Origin of the sequence: Roseibium sp., assembly GCF_965232425.1 — a bacterium.
GTDB lineage: Bacteria > Pseudomonadota > Alphaproteobacteria > Rhizobiales > Stappiaceae > Roseibium.
On the sequence record NZ_OZ246971.1, the window covers coordinates 780,039 to 801,977 of the forward strand.

18 protein-coding genes are annotated in these 21,939 nt (G+C 61.1%); 7 read left to right on the forward strand and 11 right to left on the reverse strand.

Features of this window, described 5'->3' with window-relative positions; all coding sequences use genetic code 11:
- Positions 1-45: 45 nt before the first annotated feature.
- Both ACO08A_RS03590 and ACO08A_RS03595 read right to left on the reverse strand, forming a co-directional pair.
- Positions 46-1,257: a L,D-transpeptidase gene (locus ACO08A_RS03590; protein ID WP_422039868.1), complete on the reverse strand. Its 1,212-nt coding sequence runs from the start codon at positions 1,255-1,257 to the stop codon at positions 46-48.
- Between the two features lie 273 nt (positions 1,258-1,530).
- Complete coding sequence (locus ACO08A_RS03595; RefSeq protein WP_422039869.1) at positions 1,531-2,862, reverse strand: dihydroorotase; 1,332 nt, start codon at positions 2,860-2,862, stop codon at positions 1,531-1,533.
- Positions 2,863-3,033: 171 nt separating this feature from the next.
- On the opposite strand from ACO08A_RS03595, the gene ACO08A_RS03600 reads away from it, so the two are divergent.
- From ACO08A_RS03600 to ACO08A_RS03620, 5 genes are all read left to right on the forward strand, one after another.
- Positions 3,034-3,927: a YgfZ/GcvT domain-containing protein gene (locus ACO08A_RS03600; RefSeq protein ID WP_422039870.1), complete on the forward strand. Its 894-nt coding sequence runs from the start codon at positions 3,034-3,036 to the stop codon at positions 3,925-3,927.
- 70 nt (positions 3,928-3,997) lie between these two features.
- Positions 3,998-4,615 carry a YfbR-like 5'-deoxynucleotidase gene (locus tag ACO08A_RS03605; RefSeq protein WP_422039871.1) on the forward strand — a complete coding sequence of 206 codons (618 nt, stop codon included), beginning with the start codon at positions 3,998-4,000 and terminating at the stop codon, positions 4,613-4,615.
- Between the two features lie 55 nt (positions 4,616-4,670).
- Positions 4,671-5,177, forward strand: a complete 507-nt coding sequence (locus ACO08A_RS03610) for a tyrosine phosphatase family protein (RefSeq protein ID WP_421981715.1) — start codon at positions 4,671-4,673, stop codon at positions 5,175-5,177.
- 22 nt (positions 5,178-5,199) lie between these two features.
- Positions 5,200-6,183, forward strand: coding sequence for an NUDIX hydrolase (locus ACO08A_RS03615; protein WP_422039872.1), 984 nt, complete (start codon positions 5,200-5,202; stop codon positions 6,181-6,183).
- 267 nt (positions 6,184-6,450) lie between these two features.
- Complete coding sequence (locus tag ACO08A_RS03620; protein WP_422039873.1) at positions 6,451-7,671, forward strand: cell wall hydrolase; 1,221 nt, start codon at positions 6,451-6,453, stop codon at positions 7,669-7,671.
- 15 nt (positions 7,672-7,686) lie between these two features.
- Here the strand turns inward: ACO08A_RS03620 and ACO08A_RS03625 are convergent, their stop codons facing one another.
- The 4 genes from ACO08A_RS03625 to nadA form a co-directional block, all read right to left on the reverse strand.
- Positions 7,687-8,190, reverse strand: coding sequence for a YqhA family protein (locus ACO08A_RS03625; RefSeq protein WP_422039874.1), 504 nt, complete (start codon positions 8,188-8,190; stop codon positions 7,687-7,689).
- 82 nt (positions 8,191-8,272) lie between these two features.
- Complete coding sequence (gene nadC, locus ACO08A_RS03630; RefSeq protein ID WP_422039875.1) at positions 8,273-9,136, reverse strand: carboxylating nicotinate-nucleotide diphosphorylase; 864 nt, start codon at positions 9,134-9,136, stop codon at positions 8,273-8,275.
- Between the two features lie 14 nt (positions 9,137-9,150).
- Entirely contained in the window at positions 9,151-10,752 is a 1,602-nt protein-coding gene (locus ACO08A_RS03635) for an L-aspartate oxidase (RefSeq protein ID WP_422039876.1), read from the reverse strand.
- A 106-nt stretch (positions 10,753-10,858) separates the two neighbouring features.
- The gene (gene nadA, locus ACO08A_RS03640; protein WP_422039877.1) at positions 10,859-11,941 is read right to left on the reverse strand and encodes a quinolinate synthase NadA; all 1,083 of its coding nucleotides are present in this window, start codon (positions 11,939-11,941) and stop codon (positions 10,859-10,861) included.
- A 386-nt stretch (positions 11,942-12,327) separates the two neighbouring features.
- Between nadA and ACO08A_RS03645 the strand changes: the two genes are divergently transcribed.
- Positions 12,328-13,563: an MFS transporter gene (locus ACO08A_RS03645; protein ID WP_422039878.1), complete on the forward strand. Its 1,236-nt coding sequence runs from the start codon at positions 12,328-12,330 to the stop codon at positions 13,561-13,563.
- 66 nt (positions 13,564-13,629) lie between these two features.
- Here the strand turns inward: ACO08A_RS03645 and ACO08A_RS03650 are convergent, their stop codons facing one another.
- From ACO08A_RS03650 to glyS, 3 genes are all read right to left on the reverse strand, one after another.
- On the reverse strand, positions 13,630-14,664 hold the full coding sequence (locus ACO08A_RS03650; protein ID WP_422039879.1) for a fatty acid desaturase: 1,035 nt from the start codon (positions 14,662-14,664) through the stop codon (positions 13,630-13,632).
- A 180-nt stretch (positions 14,665-14,844) separates the two neighbouring features.
- Complete coding sequence (locus ACO08A_RS03655; RefSeq protein WP_422039880.1) at positions 14,845-15,324, reverse strand: GNAT family N-acetyltransferase; 480 nt, start codon at positions 15,322-15,324, stop codon at positions 14,845-14,847.
- Positions 15,325-15,379: 55 nt separating this feature from the next.
- Positions 15,380-17,467 (reverse strand): glycine--tRNA ligase subunit beta, encoded by a 2,088-nt coding sequence (gene glyS / locus ACO08A_RS03660; protein ID WP_422039881.1) that lies wholly within the window; start codon positions 17,465-17,467, stop codon positions 15,380-15,382.
- A 219-nt stretch (positions 17,468-17,686) separates the two neighbouring features.
- On the opposite strand from glyS, the gene ACO08A_RS03665 reads away from it, so the two are divergent.
- A complete protein-coding gene (locus ACO08A_RS03665) occupies positions 17,687-19,267 on the forward strand; it encodes a putative bifunctional diguanylate cyclase/phosphodiesterase (protein WP_422039882.1) in 1,581 nt (526 codons plus the stop codon).
- A 28-nt stretch (positions 19,268-19,295) separates the two neighbouring features.
- Here ACO08A_RS03665 and ACO08A_RS03670 read toward each other — a convergent pair whose 3' ends face one another.
- Complete coding sequence (locus tag ACO08A_RS03670) at positions 19,296-21,239, reverse strand: DUF2207 domain-containing protein (RefSeq protein WP_422039883.1); 1,944 nt, start codon at positions 21,237-21,239, stop codon at positions 19,296-19,298.
- Between the two features lie 25 nt (positions 21,240-21,264).
- On the reverse strand, positions 21,265-21,819 hold the full coding sequence (locus tag ACO08A_RS03675; protein WP_421981701.1) for a LemA family protein: 555 nt from the start codon (positions 21,817-21,819) through the stop codon (positions 21,265-21,267).
- Positions 21,820-21,939 lie beyond the last annotated feature (120 nt).

Genomic DNA, 21,939 nt, shown 5'->3' on the forward strand with positions numbered 1-21,939 from the left:
CGGAGGCGGGGGCTTTCATTTCCGATCGCGATTGCCGGAATGGCGTCAGCGCGTGATCACGACGAAGTCCGTGCCAAGACCGGTGTTGCGCTTGAAGCTCCGGTCGGTGATCGTCAGCGAGGTTCCCGGCGTCAGCATCCTGGAAAGATCGCGTGCAACCTTTTCCGGGATATCGATGCGGTTCAGGACGTCATCCGAAGGTCCGCCGCGGTCGCCTTCCGCGGATACCGCGATCCACTCGACGCTGTCTTCACCCTGTTCGAAGTCGAGCGCGGTGTAGACATGGGTGCCGATTTCCTGCTCCAGATGCTTGATGGAGACCGGTGCGGAATAGATGTCCCTGAACTTGCGCCGCACGCGGAGGGTCGCATTGTGGCTCTTCTCGTAGCCAGCATCCAAGTGCACCCGCGCAATCAGGGCGTCCGTCACCTTCTCCGTGACCGGCTGATCGGTGACTTCCTGGTAGAGGCCGATCGCGGCGCGGGTCTTGCGGCCGACGACACCGTCGACGGGGCCTGAATTGTAGCCCATTTCGTTCAGGAGCTTCTGCAGCACCTTGATCTTGTTCGGCTGCTTGCGCGGCGTGATGATCATGCGCAGCGGACGGTCGAAATGCGGGTTCTCGGGCTGCGCGATTTCAAGCGCCGCCCGCAGCGTTGCCGGGCTGATCGCGCCACGCAGTGCCGGATCCGCGTCAATCGTCGAACCGGAGAGGCTGGCGACTTCCGTGGCCGGCACGAAAGGCTGCGGCAGGACATCATGGCTGACGGCCTGCGGTGCGGCGGAGCCGCGGGTCACGACCACATGCATGCCCCGGTTGGTCATCTTGTAGAGCGACTTGGCGAAAGGGCGCGGCAGGCGAATGCAGCCGTGCGACGCCGGATACCCAGGCAGCTTGCCGACATGAAGCGCGATACCCGACCATGTCAGGCGCTGCATGAACGGCATCGGGGCGTTGTCGTACAGGTTGGAAAAGTGCTTGCGCCGCTTCTCAAGGATCGAGAACACGCCTGTCGGTGTGCTGTGGCCGCGTTTTCCGGACGAGATCGGAGACTGCTCGATCAGGTCCAGGCCGCGATAGACCTTGATCTGCTGATCATCGATCGACACGAGCATGTGAAGCGGTGTCTCGTCGACGGCTTCCTTGGCGGTATCGGCTGCGGTGTCACGTGCGGCGGCCGTGGAAACGGCGCCGGCTGAAAAAATCGCGGCCGTGACAAGAACGCCAAGTCCGCCTTTACGCATAAACTGAAACATTTTGACGACATCCCTGAGCTCTCTAACGCTGAACCCTGAAGCTCGCTGAAAACTCTACTCAAAACCCTTTTAGATCGGGTTAGGAAACACAGTTACCCGTTGGTTTCCTTCCCGTGTTTGCAATACCACCCTGTCATTTTAGGCAAGTCGGCGCTGTTATACACATCACAAATTGTTCGGATGGTTATCAGACACGCGCACAAGACCCGAGTCGCGCGTCATCCACGCGTCCCGGTGCGCTCTTTCCTGAAGTCCCGGCAGCTGAATTGTCTGCTATTTTTTCAGGCCATCCTGAAACAGGACCGCCTCGCCCGTCGAGGGCGTGGTCAGCTCGCCTTCCCACATGACCCGCCGGCCGCGGACCATCGTTCCGACCGGCCAGCCTGTGACGTCCTTGCCGTCATAGGGCGTCCAGCCGCATTTGGAGGCGATCCAGTCGTTGGTGATGGTTTCGCGCCGCTTGAGGTCGACGACGGTGAAGTCGGCATCATAGCCGACGGCAATGCGCCCCTTGCGCGCCGTCTGGAACAGGCGTGCCGGCCCGGCACTGGTCATGTCGACAAACCTTGCCAGGCTCAAGCGTCCGTTGCCGACATGGTCCAGCATGATGGGGACGAGTGTCTGGACCCCTGTCATGCCGGATGGCGACGCCGGATAGGTCTTCTGCTTTTCTTCCAGAAGATGAGGTGCGTGGTCAGAGCCGAAGATATCGAGGATCCCCTGTTCAAGGCCCCACCAAAGGTGCTGCGAGTGACGCGGTTCGCGCACCGGCGGGTTCATCTGCACCAGGGTTCCGAGACGTCCGTAGGCCTCGTCCGTCAGGGTCAGGTGATGCGGTGTGACCTCGATCGAGGCGACATCCTTGTGGTCGATCAGGTAGTCGACCTCTTCTGCGGTCGACAGGTGCAGGATGTGGATCTTCGCGCCCGTTTCGCGCGCGATCCCGACGAGGCGCTGCGTGCATTGCAGGGCGGTGGTCACATCCCGCCAGACCGGGTGAGAGCGCGGGTCGCCCTCGATACGCTCGCCCTGGCGGTCCCGGAGGCGGAATTCGTCTTCAGAATGGAACGCCGCGCGGCGGCGTGTCACGGAAAGAATATCGCGTACCCCGTCATCGTCTTCCACGAGCAGATTACCGGTCGATGATCCCATGAAGACCTTGATGCCGGCGGCTGCCGGAAGGCGTTCAAGTTCTGGAATGTCCTTCACGTTTTCGCGCGTCCCGCCGACCCAGAAGGCGAAGTCGCAATGCATGCGGTGGTGCCCGCGCCTGACCTTGTCTGCAAGAGCCCCCTCGTCGGTCGTCAGCGGATTGGTGTTGGGCATTTCGAAGACCGTCGTGACACCGCCCATCACCGCTGCGCGGGAACCCGTTTCAAGGTCTTCCTTGTGGTCGAGGCCCGGTTCGCGGAAATGCACCTGCGTGTCCATGACCCCCGGCAGGACATGCAGTCCGGTGCAGTCGATCGTTTCACCCGCCTGCGACGCATCAAAGGATCCGATCCCGGCGATCCGTCCGTCCCGGATGGCGACATCGCGACCACCTTCCCCGTCCTGATTGACGACGGTGCCCCCCTTCAGGATCAGGTCATAGGTCTCGCTCATGGAATATCCTCCGGCAGTCTCTGGCTGGCTTGTCCTTCTACCGGGCTTATACGCGCGCGGCAGGAAAAGAACCAGATGCGCGAGACGAAATCCCGACCTTGTCGTCAGCATTCAAAAGAACTATTTCGCCGGTAGACATCCGTCGCGACACCTCTGTTCCAGGAGCCCCTCTTGCCGTCCGTCAAGATTGCCCATCTCACCGATCGCGCCCTGATCCGGATCGCCGGGGACGACGCGCATCATTTTCTGCAGAATCTCGTCACAGCCGACGTCGAGGAGACCGATGCAAATGGCGCGTCTTCGGCCGCATTGCTGACCCCGCAAGGCAAGATCCTGTTCGACTTCCTGCTCTACAGGACGGGCGACGGCTATGTCGCCGACGTCCCGGCCCAGGCGGCCGCGGACCTCCTGAAGCGCCTCACTTTCTACAGACTGAGAGCAAAGGTCGATCTTGAACTGCTGGGCGCGGAAACGGGCGTCTTCGCCGTCTGGGACGGCCCGCTGGAGATCGACGGCGCTCTTGTTGCCGTGACAGACCCCCGGACACCGCTGCTCGGCCGGCGCATCATTGCGCCCGTTGCCGCGATGGCCGGTCAGGCAGACGCAACCGGGGCGGACCTGGACGGTTACGAACGGCATCGCATTGCAACGGGTGTTCCGGAGGGACTGAAAGACTATTCCTACTCGGACATTTTCCCTCATGACGCCGATCTCGATCAACTGGGCGGTGTCTCCTTCACAAAGGGCTGCTATGTCGGGCAGGAGGTGGTCTCGCGGGTTCAGCACCGGGGGACCGCACGCAAGAGGTTCGTTCTTGTCGACGGCGTCGGCGCGCTGCCCGAAAAGGGGACACCGGTCACGGCTGATGCAAAGACCATCGGCGAACTCGGCTCGTCCATCGCATCGGAAGCGGGTGAAAGTGTCGGGCTCGCGCTCCTGCGCCTTGACAAGGTTGCCCAGGCCAAGGACAACGGCAACCCGCTCAACTGCGGCGATGTCGAGATTGAGGTCCGCATACCCGACTGGGCGACTTTCTCCCTTCCGGAACAGAACGACCCGACCTGAAACCGCCCGAGTTCATCAAGGAACCAATCCTATCGCCCGTCTCGATCAGCCTCCCCGCGCCTGGCAGCGCATGTTGTCAGGCCGTCGCCTCAATCTGCTGGACCCCTCGCCTCTTGACGTCGAGATTTCCGACATTGCGCACGGCCTGGCCCGTGTTGCCCGCTGGAATGGTCAGACGCACGGAGACCATGCGTTTTCCGTGGCAGAGCACTGCCTGGTCGTCGAGGAGATCGCCCTGAAGCTGAAACCGGACCTCTCGCCGGACTGGCGCCAGGCCGTGCTGCTGCATGACGCACCCGAATATGTCATCGGGGACATGATTTCCCCGTTCAAGGCGGTGATCGGTGAAGCCTACAAAGCCGTGGAAGCACGCCTGCAGGCGGCGATCCATCTTCGTTTCGGACTGCCCGCGGAGATCCCGCAGACGATCAAGAAACTGGCAAAGCGGGCAGACATCATCTGCGCCTATTACGAAGCCGTCGAACTGGCCGGCTTCGACGAGGAGGAAGCCGCCCGGATTTTCGGCCGGCCGACCGGTCTGGCGGCAACAAGCGAAGGCACCCTTCGTTACGGTCTTGAGCCCATGTCCGTTGCCGTGGCCCAGGAGATGTTCCTGAAGCGCTTCGATGAGATCGAAAAGCTGCGTGAAGCTGGGAACAACGGAAAAAGCAGTCACGCAAAGGCGTGACCTTGCCTGCGAATGACCCTAATTTACAAAATGAAACGATAACTGTGGTCCCGTCATGCTGCACGTGTGCTCTCTTTCCAAACTGAACGAAACCGTCGCGTCGACCGGCGCGAAGTCCATCATCACGCTGATCAACGCGGAAATGGATGTTCCGACGCCCGAAGGCGTCCTGCCCGACAGGCATCTCTTCCTCGCCTTCAACGACATTGTCGAACAGATTGCGGGCCTCACACCGCCCAATGAGAAACACATCGAGGACCTTGTCGCCTTTGTCGAGGACTGGGACAGGAGCGCACCGCTGGTGATCCATTGCTGGGCAGGCATCAGCCGCTCGACGGCAGGGGCCTATGTCGCCGCCTGTGCTCTCAATCCGGAGGCGGACGAATACCGGCTCGCGACGTTGTTGCGTGAAAACTCGGCGTCCGCGACACCGAACGCCCGCCTCGTCGCCATGGCTGACAAGCTGCTCGGCCGCGACGGGCGCATGATCGACGCCATACGGGGCATCGGCCGCGGTGCCAATGCCTTCGAAGGCACTCCATTCATCATGCCGCTCGATTAAGGAACCAATACAGGGAGCCTTCATGCCGAACAGGCACGCCAGTATCGAGATCGGATTGAACGCGGTCGTCGTGTCCGTTTCGGACGGGCTGCCGCAGATCGTTCACGTCAATGACGAGAACAACGGCGAACTCGACAGCCTGCCCTACGGCCCGTTCGATCCGATCCATCACAGGACAATCGAGATCGGCCTGAGATCCTGGGTGGAAAGCCAGACGGCCCTGCGCCTCGGATATGTGGAGCAGCTCTATACATTCGGTGATCGCGGACGGCACCGGGTGTCGGGTGACGAGGGACCGCACGTGGTGTCGGTCGGCTATCTCGCGCTGACCCGTCAGACAGCTGATTCCGAAAACACGCTGGCAAGGCACAAGTCCGCCTGGCGATCCTGGTACGACTACTTTCCCTGGGAAGACTGGCGCGCCGGCAGACCCGCTTTGCTCGATACCGACATTCTGCCTGCGCTGGAGACCTGGGCACAGGAACCGCCGCCGGAAGGTGAACCGCCCAAACCGCTGGACCGGCAGGAACGGGTGCGCCTCGCCTTCGGCCTGGAAGCCTCGCACTGGGACGAAGAACGGGCCCTGGAGCGGTACGAATTGCTTTACGAGGCCGGGCTTGTCCCGGAAGCGAAGCGCGACGGCCGTCCGGCGGCGCTCGAGCGCAAGGACCAGCCCTATCTCGGCGTTGCGATGCGGTTCGACCACAGGCGGGTCCTGGCAACGGCGATCACGCGCCTGCGCGGCAAGCTGAAATACCGACCGGTGATTTTCGAACTCATGCCGGAAGTGTTCACGTTGACGGAATTGCAGACATCCGTGGAAGCCATCTCGGGCCGGCATCTGCACAAGCAGAACTTCAGGCGGCTGGTTGAAAATGCGGATCTCGTCGAACCGACCGGTGCAACCTCGACCGCGACCGGCGGCCGGCCGGCGGCCCTCTTCCGCTTCCGGCACCAGCTCATGAGCGAGCGCCCGGCACCCGGCCTGCGGCTGGGCAGCCGTTAAGACCTTCTTAAGCAATTCCGGTAGTAAAGCATCCGTGATCGCAACCTAACACCTTGCCGTATTAACCATAATTTTGCTCCGCTCAGAAAAAACGTCGCGAATACCGGTCGATTTCGCGTTCATTAACGCTCTTTCAAGGTTAAGCCTGCATCCTGATTTCCGGCGCCACTGTTTACAGAGCGTTAGTGCTTATCGCCCGGCGCATCGGGACGGTGTGAAACGAGTTGGAGTTGGCTGCGTATGTTTGGCCCTGGATCCCGCGTAGGAATGCAACTTTTTCTGAAAGCGACACAGAGCAGGACGCCGGCGCGTGTCCGCCTGCGCCGTCTGAAATACGCGCTCGCCGCGAGCCCGCTGCTTTTTTTCGGACTCGGCGACTCGATCGGCGATCAGGACATCTTCGCCCTGATCAATGCACGCCATGACCAGTCTCCGCGCTGGATGATGGCACTCGTACCGGCGAATTTCACCACCAGGATCAGCCCGAAACTTGCCCTCGGAACACCCGCGGTGCCCGATTACACGAGTGCACCGGTGCTGACGCTGACATCAGCCGAAAAGGGAACCGAGGCGCGCCCCCTCTACGGGCTCGGCGATGTTGTCGCGAGCGCACGGCCGGTCGAGATCCCCGACGAGATTGCCACGAACAAGTCCGCGAAGGGCAACAGGAAGATCACCGTTGCACCGGACCGGCATCTGGTCGACCGGGCGGCCGGCAACGTCTATGCGATGTCCAGCCTGATCTCCAACGAAAAGAAACACGAGGACCTGCCACGGGTTGCCTTCGTCAAGCCCGAGCCGCTGGACTCCAAGGAGAGCAGCCGCCTTGCCGAGGCCGGAAAGGACGGCCTTCTTGAGGAAGGACCGCTTGACCTGCAAAAAGTGATGATGGCCAGGAATGCCGCGGCAGCCAGTTTTTCCCTCGTTTCCGCCTATGCGCCGGACAGCGTGAAGGAAACCAAGGAGCCGTTCGACGCCTTGTTCGGCGCAGCCAAATACGAGCAGGAGCTGCCGCCGCCCGAAGATCCGAACAACCCGCACTGGTGGGCGCAAAAACCGCTTCCGCTTGCCGTCGGTTCCAAAAAGGAACAGCGCTGCCTCGCCGAAGCCATCTATTTCGAAGCACGCGGCGAAACCGAGGAAGGCCAGGTGGCCGTTGCCCAGGTCGTTCTGAACCGGGTGAAAAACCCGTCCTATCCGAATTCCATCTGCGGCGTGGTCTACCAGAACAAGCACAAGCGCAACCGCTGCCAGTTCTCGTTTGCCTGCGACGGCATCAAGGACCGGATCTCGAGCAAGGGTGCGTGGAAGACCGCCCAACGGCTTGCGCGCGAAGTGTCAGACGGCAAGCAATACCTGAAGATGGTCGATGCCTCGACGCATTACCATGCGACCTATGTCAACCCGCGCTGGGCAAGATCGATGGCGAAACGCGGACAGGTCGGGCTGCACATCTTCTACAAGACCTATGCCGGCGGCTGGAACTAACAGCCTCGCATTTCCTCAGTCGTTTGTCCTGAAGACATTGGTCACCACATAGGTGGCCAGAAGCACCACGTGAAAGCCCAGAAGCGCCGCGACCTGGAGCGGGTCGACGTGGGAAAACTCCAGCAGTTCACTCAAGACGTGGATCGATGCGATGATGACGATCGTCGACACGATCCGATGCTTCATGCGGCGATAAGCGCGTTCGCTTTCCTTGATGAAACCCTCGCCATAGGCGGAGGATTTCAGCCGGAACGTGTTGTAGGTGTTGTTCGCGACCATGACGACGAGGTTGGCGATGAACACCATATCGAGCAGATTGAGGATCAGCAGGATCGTCTTCTTGCGGTCCAGGAACTCGTAGGTTGAGACCGCGTCGTAGATATCGACGAAAAACGTGATCAGAAAAAGCACCATGCCGACGGACAGACCGATCAGCATCGGCACTTGCGCCAGACGGGTCAGCCGGTGTGCAAGATCAAACTCGTTCGCGCCGTCATTCGCCGGTTTCTGCTCGCTCATCGCCTTCCCACGCACTCTCGCCGCCACAACCTGTCCGCCACGCTAGTTTGCGACGCACCGGCAATCAATATCTAGCCGTTTTCTAGCGAATGTCGATGTCGAGCCCGAGGTCGAGAACCGGGGCCGAGTGCGTGATCCAGCCGGAGGAAATCAGATCGACGCCGGCTTCGGCAACTGCCTTGACCGTATCAAGCTCTATGCCCCCGGAGGCTTCCAGAAGCGCCCGCCCGCTCGTGAGGTCCACAGCCTCGCGCAGTGTCTCGGGGCTCATGTTGTCGAGCATGACGACATCCGGCCCTGCATCGAGCGCCTCTTTCAGCTGCTCCAGCGTGTCGACTTCCACCTCCACCTTCACGAGATGACCGGCGAAGGCCTTTGCCGCTTCAATCGCCTTGCGTACACCACCGGCGACCGCGATGTGATTGTCCTTGATGAGGATTGCATCATCGAGCCCGAACCTGTGATTGGCACCACCACCGCATTTGACGGCGTATTTTTCAAACGCACGAAGCCCCGGTGTCGTCTTGCGCGTACAGACAATCTTCGCTTTCGTATGGGAGATCTGCGTGGCAAAGCGCCCGGTTGCCGTGGCGATTCCCGACAGATGCCCCAGGAAATTGAGCGCAACGCGCTCAGCGCCGAGGAGCGCCCGCGCGGGGCCCTTTATGCGCGCAACCGTGTCCCCGGGTGCCAGCGGGTCCCCGTCCCGTTTCAGCGCCTCGAAGGAGAGCGCCGCGTCTGTTTGCCTGAAAGCGCTCTCTGCAAATTGCAGCCCTGCCAGAACGCCGGTCTTGCGCGAAGCGATGCGGGCAACCGCACGCGCGTCTGACGGCAGTGTCGCCTGGCTGGTGATATCACCGGCCCGTCCCCAGTCTTCCAGGAGGGCGGCTTTCACAGCGTCGTCGATCATGAGCCGGGGCAACTCGGGAAGTCGATTTTCAGTCATGCCGATGCGCTCTCTCACGCCGTTTCCAACGCTTCGGCAACAATCGCGTCGACGTCTTTCAAGGTGGTGTACGACCGTCTGGCCATGGCCGGATTGGCCTCCGGGAAGTCGTTCCGGAAATGGCCGCCGCGGCTCTCCTCCCGCTTGAGCGCGGACGCCGCGATGATCCTGCCGGTAATCATCATGTTCCTGATCGATTGGCGCACGCAGATGCTTTCCGCACCCGCAATGTCGGCCAGAGCAGTCTTCAGTCCGGCAGCATCGCGCAAGACGCCGACGTTTCTGGACAGCGTGGCGCGGAGCGTGCTGATTGCCTCGCGTTCCTCGACGTTGCGCTGGCTCGGCAGACCGGGCGCATCGTCCATGGTGTTCCAGAACGCGCTGCGCGGCGTCGGCATGAGGCCCTGGATGTCTTCGGCAATGCGTGCCGCAAAGACCACCGCCTCGAGCAAGGAATTAGAGGCAAGCCTGTTTGCGCCATGCGCACCGGTCGACGCGACCTCCCCGGCCGCCCAGAGACCATCAAGGGAGGTTCGGCCGTTCGCGTCGGTCAGCACGCCGCCCATGTGGTAGTGCTCTGCCGGCGCGACCGGTATCAGGTCTTTCTCCGGGTCGATGCCCGCCCCCGTCGCCGCCCGGTAGACGGTCGGGAATTCTTCCTTGAACTTGGAGCCGATCGTTTCGCGGCAATCGAGAAACGCCCCCTGCCCCGCCTGGATCTCCCGGTAGATCGCGCGGGCGACGATGTCGCGCGGCGCAAGTTCCAGATCGGGATGAACGCCTTCCATGAAGCGCTCGCCTGCGCCGTTGACAAGCAGGGCGCCCTCTCCGCGAAGCGCCTCGGTCGCCAGCGGGGTCGGGTCCTTGCCGACGTCAAGCGCGGTCGGGTGAAACTGAACGAATTCGGCATCCGCAATGACGGCACCGGCCCGCGCCGCCATTGCCAGCCCGTGACCGTTCGCCTCGGGCGGGTTGGTGGTCAGTCCATAGAGGTGACCGACGCCACCGGATGCCAGAACCACCGCCTTGGCCGGAAAGGCGAGACGCGTGATCCCACCTCGTTTGCGGACAAGAACGCCGGTAACGTACCTTCCCTCCCCCAGGAAACTTTCACCAAGATAGCCTTCCAGAACGCGGATGGAGGGTGTCTTGCGAACTTCGGAGATCAGCGCATCCATGATGGCGCGGCCGGCCATGTCGCCGCGGACACGCACGACGCGGCTTTCGGAATGCGCGGCTTCCCGCGACAGCTGCAGACGGCCTTCCAGATCCTGGTCGAAGGGCACTCCGTAGGACAGGAGATCGTGGACCCTGTCCGTGCCCTCGCGGGTCATCTGTTCGACAATCTTCGGCTCGCAGATACCGCACCCAGCCGCCAGCGTGTCGTCGCGGTGCTGTTCGACGGAGTCCTGTTCCGAAATGGCGGCAGCAATGCCACCCTGGGCCCAGGCGGATGATGCCCCCTGGCCGATCGGTGCGTTCGTGATGACGGTGACCGGCCTCGGGCTGAGCTTGAGTGCGCAGAACAGACCCGCGAGCCCGCCTCCAAGAATGACGACATCATCCACATCCTCGCCGATATAGGCAGGTGCGAAATCCTCAACGGACACGGCCATTGGTTTCTTCCCGGAACGAATGGGGCATTGCCCCCGAAGGGTCTCCGGGCCGCAACAGGTTGGGCGGCCCGAAAACGATGCTTTGCGCGGTTTAGACCAAAGCCGGTCAGATTTTCAAGTTGATCATCCGCTCGACAGCCGTGCGCGCGCGCTCCGCGACAGCCGGATCCACGATGACCTCTTCCTTCATGTCGACAAGGCTGTCGAGGATCTTGCCGAGCGTGATGCGCTTCATGTGCGGGCACAGGTTGCACGGGCGGATGTAGTCCACACCCGGCGTCTCGCTGGCAACATTGTCCGCCATGGAACACTCGGTGACCATCATGACCTTTTCGGGACGCTTGGTCTTGACCCAGTTGATCATGTGCGCGGTCGAACCTGCGAAGTCGGCTTCCGCAACCACTTCCGGCGGACATTCCGGATGCGCGATGATCTTCACGTCCGGTTCGATCTTGCGGTAGTCGCGCAATTCTTCGGCGGTGAAGCGCTCATGCACCTCGCAGGCCCCGTCCCAGACGAGCACTTCGACGTCCGTCTTGTTGCCGACATTGGCGGCAAGATATTTGTCCGGGATCAGGAAGACCCTGTCGACGCCGAAGCTTTCGACGACCTGCAACGCGTTGGAGGACGTGCAGCAGATATCGCACTCCGCCTTAACGTCCGCAGAGGTGTTGACATAGGTGATGATCGGAACACCCGGATTGCGCTCACGCAGCGCACGGACATCGGCACCGGTGATGGATTCGGCAAGCGAACAGCCGGCACGCATGTCCGGGATCAGAACCGTTTTCTCCGGGCTGAGGATCTTGGAGGTTTCGGCCATGAAGTGCACGCCGCACTGAACGATCACCTCGGCATCCGTGCGCGTCGCCTCGATCGCGAGCTGCAGGCTGTCACCGACAATGTCAGCCACGCCGTGATAGATGTCCGGCGTCATGTAGTTATGCGCCAGGATCACCGCGTTGCGCTCTTTTTTCAGCTTGTTGATCGCGTGGACCGTCGGTGCAAGCGCCGCCCATTCGATGGCCGGAATGATATGCTTGACCTTTTCGTAGATCGGCGCGGTCGCCTCCGCGATCTCAGGTGTGTAGCTCAGGTCCGGCCGGTCCACGCGTCCATAGCGCTCAAGCGCGGTCAGACCGGGCGTGATCGGTTCGGAAACCTCAAAGGCTTTTTGGGCAACAGACATGGCGCCCCTCCTGTAAGCAGGCTGAACAAGAACTTTCAGCTCACGGATTATTATACTCAAGTTGAGCATATATCTCGCAAAAGAAAACGGGCACTGCGGCCCAGACCCTTTTGCTCGTTCAGAGTTTATATAATCCCATCGTGACCAAAAATCCATCACTTTCAGCCAATTTTTCCGTCTTTTTCACTTTCCCATTTTGATTTCAATGCCTTGAACAACAATTCTTCGCCACTTTGGTAGCCAGCTAATCGAAATCCGGGCCGGTCCGATGCCGATCTGCCTTTGTTACAAATCCATTCCGTATTTTGATCCATTGATCAAAAATACACGTTTTACGATCTCCATTATCCAGCTATCTTGTCGTCGGCTCCACTAAGAGGTTTCCGATGACCGCCCCATCCGCGCATGTCAGACAAGGCCCGAACATCCCGCTCATCATCATCTGCGGATGCCTGATTGCGCTTATTTCCTTCGGGCCCCGTTCGGCAATGGGACTGTTTTTCCAGCCGATGACGGACGCCAGGGACTGGAGCCGGGAGATCTTTGCGCTCGCCATTGCCATCCAGAACCTCGTCTGGGGGATCGGACAACCGTTCGCCGGAATGATGGCCGACCGCTACGGCACATGGAAGACGATGACATTCGGCTCCGTGCTCTACGTGGCAGGCCTCCTGCTCATGGTCGACGCGCAAAGCGCCGTTGCCCTGCATATCTCGGCAGGTGTCCTCATCGGGCTCGGCATATCCTTTTCGTCGTTTTCCCTTGTATTGGCAGCCTTTGGAAGGAGCGTTTCGGCAGAGCAGCGCTCGCTCGCGTTCGGGATCGGGACCGCCTCCGGTTCGCTCGGGCAGTTCCTGTTCGCCCCGCTTGGCGGCGCGCTGCTTGCCAATGTCGGCTGGCAGCAGACGCTGATCATCTTCGCCGGTCTCGTCGCGCTCGTGCCCCTGCTTGCGGTGGCCCTGCGCGGCAAACCGCAGCAGACCGCCGAAACGGCGCAGACAGGCGACCAGAAACTCACGGACGCAATTGCCGAAGCCTTCGGGACAAGAGGCTTCATCCTTCTGACGATCGGTTTCTTCGTCTGCGGCTTTCACGTCGCCTTCATCACCGTTCACCTTCCCCCTTTCATCGTCGATTCGGGGCTTGATCTGAGTTGGGGTGCCTGGGCGATCGCGCTTATCGGGCTGTTCAATATCGTCGGGTCGCTCGCTTCGGGGTATGGCGGCGGCCGCTACTCAAAGCCGATCCTGCTGTCGCTGATCTATCTGGGACGGTCCATCGCCATTCTGGCCTTCATCATGCTGCCGATCACACCGGCAACGGTGCTTATCTTTTCCGCCGTGATGGGACTACTCTGGCTGTCGACCATCCCGCTGACCTCGGGGCTCGTCGCGGTCATGTTCGGACCGCGGTACATGGCGACCCTGTTCGGCTTCGTTTTCCTGTCGCACCAGATCGGCGCATTTCTGGGGGTGTGGCTCGGCGGCAAGCTCTATGACGACACGGGGTCCTACGATGCGATCTGGTGGTGCGGTATCGTGCTCGGTGTCCTGGCGGCGATCATTCACTGGCCGATCCAGGAACGTCCCGTGCCACGTCTGACGCAGCAGCCTGCGGAGTGACGAAAATCGTAAGTCGTGTCCGGAATACCACGACCACGCGACGGGGAAATACGGCTTTACATGGGCCTAGCCAAGCAAGGGTCTTGCTTCGGAAAACGACAACAATCGCCTGGAGTTCTCATCCCACAGATGAAGCCGGACGCTGGCAAGGCTCTGGCTGATCGTCATTCGGTTGCGATCCGCCAATTCCTTGTGATCGCGAAGCACCTCCGGCAGCCGATAAAACGGGATCCGGCTGTTCAGATGATGCACGTGATGAATGCCGATATTGGCACTCGACCATTGCAAGACCGACGGCAAAACATAGTGAGAGCTGCCATGAAGAGCGGCATCATGCAGTTGCCAGTCCTCGTCCGTGTCCCAGTGGGTCCACTCGAACTGATGTTGCACGTAAAACAACCAAACACCCAGCGTCGCCGCGAGAAGCGTCGTTGGCAAGAAGATCAGCAAGATCGGCATCCAGCCACCAAAAATCAGGATAAGCGCCAGGGCAGCGAAGATCGCGAGATTGGTGAACATGGCATAAACCCAGTATCGGGCATGCGTCATGTAGCCGATCGGCAAGCGGTTCTCGAGGAAGAACGTGTAGAACGGCCCAAGGCCAAACAGCACGAGAGGAGACCGATAGAGCCGGTACCACATCCTGCTGCGTGGCGTCATCGCCCTGTATTCCGCGACCGTCAACGTATGAATGTCGCCAAATCCACGTTTTCCCAGATTTCCCGACGTACTGTGATGCGTCGCGTGGGTCCGCCGCCAAACGTCGTAGGGCGTCAGCGTCAGAACGCCTATCGCCCTGCCGAGCCAATCGCTCACGGTTCGGTTCCTGAGAAAGGACCCATGTCCGCAGTCGTGCTGAATGGCGAACAGCCGAACCAGAAAAGCAGCGTTGATCAGGGCGATCGCCGCGGTGAGCCAGTAACTGATGTCCAACGACACCCAGGCCAAAATCCACAACAGCAGGAATGAACTGACTGTAACGCCAAGCTCGAAGGAACTTCGCAACGTGCTCGGCTCGCGGTATTGCGCGAGAATAGCCACCCAGTCACGCGGCGCACGGATTTCCGGCTTCGCGCCAGGGACATCATCTAGATCGCACATATACCTGCTTCTTGTTATTTCGTCTCCCTACATAGACTGTTGCGCAAGGCATGCAATGCTCTTGTGGAGGCGCTGAGCACTATTCCCGGGCCTTATCACGCGAAAGTGCGTTCGCGGAGCGCGTTGGCACCGCACCTGACAGGCCGTGCGTTGCCATCTTGATCCGGATATGCGCAAGGCTCAAACGGGTGTGTATTTCTTGGAAACGGTTTCTTCGCCGGACCGGTAGTCCTCGAAGCCCATGCGCGCATAATAGGACAACCCGCCGGTGTTCTCCCTGCGGATCGTGGCATCGATCGCGCTGACACCGGCGTCCGCTGCCGCGGCGGCGGTGCGCGCAAAAAGCGCGCGGCCTATCCCCTTGCCGTGCGTTTCCGGATCGACATAGGTGGCGATCACCGCCCAATCGGACGGCAAGCGGTCTTCGCCCGGCCAGGAAGGGTCGCTCCACAAAAGCGCCTGGAAGCCGCAGACCGTTCCGGTCTCAACCGCGACATGACAACAGATCGCAAGCTCGGGGCCGATGAATTCGCTGATGATCTTCCGGCCGTCAAAGGGCGTGCGATAGGCTGTCGTGCCGCCGATCGCGATGATCCGATTGATCAGCTCCGCCATCTGGTCCGCGTCCGAACTCAGCGCGGTGCGCACGTCAACGGTCAATGCGGTTTTCCTCCCGTGTACGCCCCGCCCCGCTCAAACGCCTCCAGAACGGACTTCACCCTGCAACCTTTGAAAAGTCCGCGACGACATGGGTCGCATCCCGGATTTCCGCCAGCAACTGCAGGCGATTGGTGCGCAGGGCCGGCTCCTCGGCGTTGACGAGGATGTCTTCGAAGAAGCGGTCGACCGGCGCGCGCAATTTCGACAGGGCTTCCATGGCGCCCTCGAAATTCTCTTCCGCGACCGCATCGGCCGCTTCGGCACGGGCCGTATCGATGGCGGCCGCAAGATCGATTTCCGCCTGTTCGCGCAGGTGATCCGCATGCGGGCGGCCCGAGACCGCAGACCCGTCCTTCTTTTCTTCCGCCCTCAGGATGTTGACGGCGCGCTTGTAGCCGGCAAGCAGATTGGCGCCGTCATCGGAGGACACGAAATTGCCCAGCGCTTCAACACGTTTGACCACCATGAGAAGGTCGTCCTGGCCGTCCAGCGCGAACACCGCGTCGATCAGGTCGTGGCGAGCGCCCTCGTCCTTGAGGTGAACCTTCAGGCGGTCGCCAAAGAAGGAGAGAAGATCGTCGACAAGTGCGTCGGCGTCTTCAATCGGGACATCGATGGGGCCGAGCGCCTTCAGGATCGGGGCTCCGAGCCGAAGCCGAAGTTCGTTCTCCAGAACGATCCGGATCACGCCCAGTGCGGCCCGCCTGAGCGCATAGGGATCCTTGGATCCGGTCGGTTTTTCGTCAATCGCCCAGAAGCCCGCCAGAAGGTCCAGCTTTTCGGCAAGCGCGACGCTGACGGCGACCGGGTCCGACGGCACGCTGTCGCTCGGCCCCTGCGGCTTGTAGTGCTCTTCAATGGCGAGCGCGACGGACGCGTCCTCGCCCTGGGCGGCGGCGTAGTAGCGGCCCATCAGACCCTGCAGCTCGGGAAATTCGAACACCATGTTGGACACAAGGTCGGCCTTTGCCAGTCCGGCGGCCCGTTCCGCCTTGGCAGTGTCCGCACCGACGACCGGGGCAAGGTCCGATGACAACGCGACAAGCCTCTCGATGCGGGCGCCGACGCTGCCGAGCTTTTCGTGAAACTTTACCTCGTCCAGCCTGGGCAGGTTGTCGGAGAGCTTTCCCTTCAGGTCCGTATCCCAGAAGAAGCGGGCGTCGGACAGGCGCGCGCGGATGACTTTTTCGTTTCCGGCGACGATCAGCTTGCCGCCATCTTCAGCGACGATGTTGGAAACCAGAACGAACCTGTTGGCCAGACGCCCGCTTGCCGGGTCTTTGAGAACGAAACACTTCTGGTTGACGCGGATCGTAAGCTGAATGCACTCGTCCGGGATCGACAGGAAGTCCTCGTCGAAGCTGCCGGTCAGCACGACCGGCCACTCGACCAGGCCCGCGACCTCCTCGAGCAGGCCAGGGTCCTCGACCAGTTCCAGACCCAGCGCCAGCGCACGGTCCTTGGCATCGTTCAGGATCATGTCCTTGCGCCGGTCCGCATCCAGGACAACCTTGTGTTTTTCCAGCCCGGTCGCATAGTCATCGAAGCGCCGGACCTCGAAGGCCTCGTCGGCGAGAAACCTGTGGCCGCGCGTGATCTGCCCGGATCTGATACCGTCGAACTCGAACGAAATGACGTCCGGCTCCTCGGTTTCGGGCCCGAATGTCGCGACGATGGAGTGCAGCGGACGTACCCAGCGCGTCGCTGTCGAGCCCCAGCGCATGGACTTCGGCCAGGGAAACCCGCGCAGGATGCCTGGCATGAATTCGGCAATGATATCAATTGCGGACCGGCCCGGTTTCTCTATGACCGCGACGTAGAAATCACCCTTTTTCGGATCGCTCTGGATGCTTGCTTCTTCGACCGAGGAAAGTCCCGCTCCGCGCAGAAACCCTTCAACCGCCTTGTCCGGCGCTCCGACGCGCGGCCCCTTTCGTTCCTCTCGGGTCGCGGCAGATCCTGCCGGAACACCTGCGACATGCAGCGCCAGACGGCGCGGGGTTGCGAATGCCTTTGCCCCTTCATAGGGCAGACCGGCCTCCACCAGAGCATTGGTAACAAGCGTTTTCAGGTCTTCGGCCGCCTTGCGTTGCATGCGGGCCGGAATTTCTTCGCTGAAGAGTTCAAGCAGAAGATCGGGCATGGAGTTTTACGCCTTCGGGTTTGGAAGGAGACTTCCGGAAACAGCTGTGCGTCCGTTAGCAACTCAACGTGCGCTTGTCACCCCTTTTCCAGCTTTCCCGGCAACGCCGCCATCGACAAAAATAGCAGTAGCAAATCATAGTCTTGCTTCACTCTTCTTCAAGAAATACCTGCGACACTCCTCACTTGGTAAAGCAGTACGAAGTATCAGGACGAGATAGTGATCAATCAGGAAGCCGCAGGCGTCCGCATCTTGGCACGCTCACTTGCCGCGATTTTCGTCGCGGCGATCCTCAGTTTTGCGGTCTTCGTCTTCATTCCCCACTTGCTGGAAGACAGCCACTCAGGTGACGGTCACCTGCTTTATGACGCTGCCGCAGCCGTTTTCCTGTTCTTCGCCCTGATCGGGCTCATCTACGGACTCTGGGTGACACGCAAGCTGCGCAGCGAACTGAGTGCCCGTTCGTCGGAACATTCCAAGGCCCTGGCCCTGGCCCAGCATGACGCGCTGACCGGCCTTCCGAACCGCCGCCGCCTGCTTGAGGCCTTTTCGGATCTCAGCCGCAACGTGAAGGACGGCAGCTTCCGCGCAATCATGATGCTGGACCTCGACGGGTTCAAACCCATCAATGACGTCTACGGGCATTCGTTCGGCGACAACCTGCTGCGCAGCTTCGCAGAGCGGCTTGCCGAAACGGTCGGCAACGACGGCATCGTCGCGCGGCTCGGCGGCGATGAATTCGCGATCGTGTCGCCTGTCTTCTCGGACAAGAGCGAGGCCTCGGGTTTCGCACGCCGCCTGCTGACACGCATCAGCGACCGGTTCGAAATCGGCGAACGCCAGATCTCGATCGGGTCCGGTATCGGGATCTCCCTTTATCCGCATGACGGCCATGCCATCACGGAACTTCTGCGACGCGCGGACATTGCCCTTTACAGGGCCAAGTCTTCCGGGCGCTCGACCTATCGCTTCTTTGAAGTCGACATGGATGCCTCGATCCTGCACAGGACGCTCCTGGAGCAACGGCTGAGACGGGCTATCGAAGTCGAGGACGTCAAGGTCCACTACCAGCCCATCCTGGACATGAACACGGGACGCATCGCGGGCTTCGAGGCGCTTGCACGCTGGACCGACAGCGACTTCGGCAACGTGCCGCCGCTGCAATTCATTCCGATCGCCGAAGACTGCGGCATCATTTCCGAACTGACGCGCCACCTGCTGGCAAAAGCCTGCGAGACCGCGGCGAAATGGCCGGAAGAGCTCTACCTCTCCTTCAACCTGTCGCCGGTCCAGCTGCAGGATCCGGCCTTGCCGGACCAGATCAAGACGATCCTGGGAACCTACGGCTATCCTTGCGAGCGGCTCGTTCTGGAGATCACCGAGACTTCGCTGGTCAAGAACCCGGAAGCGGCAAGACGCATTCTGGACGAGTTGACCGCCACCGGCATCACGATCGCGCTGGACGATTTCGGCGCAGGTCACTCCTCGCTGAGCTACCTCCGGGACTTTCCGATCAAGAAGGTCAAGATCGACAAGTCGTTTACCGAACGCATGCTGACCGACAAACAATGCGCCGCGATCGTGGAAGCGGTGCTCGTCCTTTCGAAGGGACTGGAAATCGACGCGGTGGCCGAAGGCATCGAGAACGATGCCGTGCACTCCGCGCTGAGCTCAAACGGCTGTCACTACGGCCAGGGCTTTCTTTATGCAAAGGCCGTCTCGGCCGAGGATGCGGATGACCTTCTGGCGGCGCAGGACGGCGGCCGTCTTCCGTTCGCCGAAAACTCCAACGTGGCCTGACCGCGCGCTCGGTCCGATGACGCGGCCGCTACCAGCCGCCGCCACCGCCACCGCCGCCACCACCGCCGGAAGATCCCCCTGAAGACCCACCGGAAAAGCCAGAGCTTGAAGACTTCGGCACGGGTAGCGACGACCTGAACGACTGGGCCATCGCGCTCGTTGTGTTGGACAGCGAATGCGAGACATGGTGCGCATCGAAGGTGCGCCCGCTGTACCAGTTCGGATGATAGCTCGCGGCGGCCGCAGCTCCGGCCGCGGTCGAGAGCCAGCCCTGGAACGCATTGGACCACGGCTTTTCAACGCCGAGTGCCACCGCATAGGGAAGCAGTTCCTCGAAATGCACGGTGGTCATGTCCGGCGCTTCGGCCATGTTGAGCCGTTCCTGCTCAGCGACAGACAGGTAAAGTTTCAGGCCCTCGATCTCGTCGAGCACCTGCCGGCCCAGCGCAGTCGGTGCGCTGAGCAGAAAGAAGAACAGCACGTTCAACGCAACGAGGGCAGCGGCTACGACCGGCAGGACCGGCAATGTCGAGACCCCGCCGGAGATGTTGTTGGCCACCAGACCGGTTCCAACCATGGCGGCGAGGAACAACAGGAAAATCAGCGCCATCCTGAGCTGCATGTTGGGAATGCGGAAGACGGCCTTGCCGATGTTCACCGAGAACGCTGCGGCGAAAATCGACAGCACCATGAACAGAAACGCGAACTCCATCTGGTCGGGCGGCATCTGGCCGAAGGCGAACAGCCCGATAATCACCACGATGCTCAAAATGGCGCCCGGCACCAGGAAGGACCGGTTGTTCCTGAAGAAGACGTCCCGGCTTTCCTTTTCGATCGCGCTCCGGAATTTGCTCCCCATCGCCTTGATCGCGCCACCGTTGTTCTTGTCGACTGGAAGCGGCGAGCCGCGCCCGCTCAAATAGGTGACGAGAGCCGCCTCTCCCTTCGGCAAATCGCGCGTGTCGGTGCCGAGCGCATCGTACAGTTCCAGCACCACGTCGCCGTCCTTTTCGTCGAAACGAAGCCGGTGTTTGACGGCAAGGTTGAGGCTGGCCGCTGCGAGCGCAACCCATCCGCCATCGCTGAACCCGCGTGTTGACACGTATCTGGCAAGCGCAGGGGAGACATTGGCAGGCGCCTTGAACCGTGGATAGACCACGCCACTTGCCGGATCCCGGCCGACGAACAGCCAGGCCATCAGGTAGTAGAAAAGCACCAGCAGCACACCCGCACCACCGATGAGTTCGGGGCGGTAGTCGTCCAGAAAATATCCGAGCTGTTCGGCTTCCGTGGGTGCGGCAACAACACCCTTCGGCATCCCGACCACGACGGTCAGTCCCTCGTAGGGCCGCAGGCCCCGGGTAGTGCTGAAGATGACCTCGCGGCCGTCCTCGGCGATGCGTGCATCGAAATCGCCGCCTCTTTCGCCGAAGCTACCTGTATAGGCTGTCCAGTCCAGTGCGCGTGTTCCCGGTGGCAGGATCACACGTGCGACGACCTCGTCGATCGGAAAGATCCATTCGTTGCCGGTCGCGTTCCAGTAAACCTCGTCGTGGTCATCGAAGAACCGGATCTGGCGGTCGGTCTCGTAAACAATCGTGTAGGTGTAGCCGCCCGGCTGCAGAAAAACGTTCTCCTCGCCGATATAGACCCGCACACCGTCGCCGCTCGCTCTTTGAAAATAGCTGGCTTCCTTCCCGTCCTGGAGAACGGAAAGCACCTTGAACCCGACCCGGTAGGTGTGCCCGTCCGGCCCTTCGGCCCGAAGTGGAAAATCCCGGTAGATCCCGCGCTTGATCTGGTTTCCTTCCGCGCGGACGCGAATGGTCTCGGTCACGGTCAGCAAGCCGCTTTCCGCGACCTCGACATTGGAGACAAACCGGTGAATGCGTTCTTCCGCAAAGGCGGATCCAGCCCCGGCCGACAGCAAAAGCGCCAGCAGGAACCCGATGAAAACCGATCTCATCGTCATGGAGATGCCCCCTTGGGTTCTGACCCTAGAATTCAACCTTGGGCACAGCCCGGTCGGCTTCGTCCTCGATCTCGAAATACTCGGCCTTTTCGAACTTGAACTGGTTGGCAACGAGATTGGAGGGAAAACTCTCCACGGCAACATTCAGGCCGCGCACTGCGCCGTTATAGTAGCGGCGCGCCATCTGGATCGCGTTTTCGATTTCGTCCAGCGAATTGTGAAGATCGGAAAAGTTCTCGCTGGCCTTGAGGTCGGGATAGGCCTCGGCGACGGCGAACAGGCGCCCCAGCGCCTGACCCAGCGCGCCCTCGGCCTTGGCACGCCCGGCGACATCGTCGCGCGGCACTGAGCCGACCGAGGCCCGCAGCTTCGTCACCGCGTCGAGCGTCTCCTGTTCGTGACCGGCATAGCCCTTCACGGTTTCCACCAGGTTGGGAATGAGATTGGCGCGGCGCTTGAGCTGCACGTCGATGCCGCTCCAGCCCTCCTCGACCATCTGCCGTTTCTTGACCAGCGTGTTGTAGAGAAAAATCGCGTAGACGGAGAGCGCGATCAATAGCGCGAGAATTATCCAGGACAACGGGCGGATCCTCCTTCAAGAACGATCCGGAGGCTATCGCCTGTCGGCAGACATGTCATCCTGTCCGGGCCACCAAACAGGCGTTAACCCACATGTGTCAGCTTGAATCCGCGCCTTGGG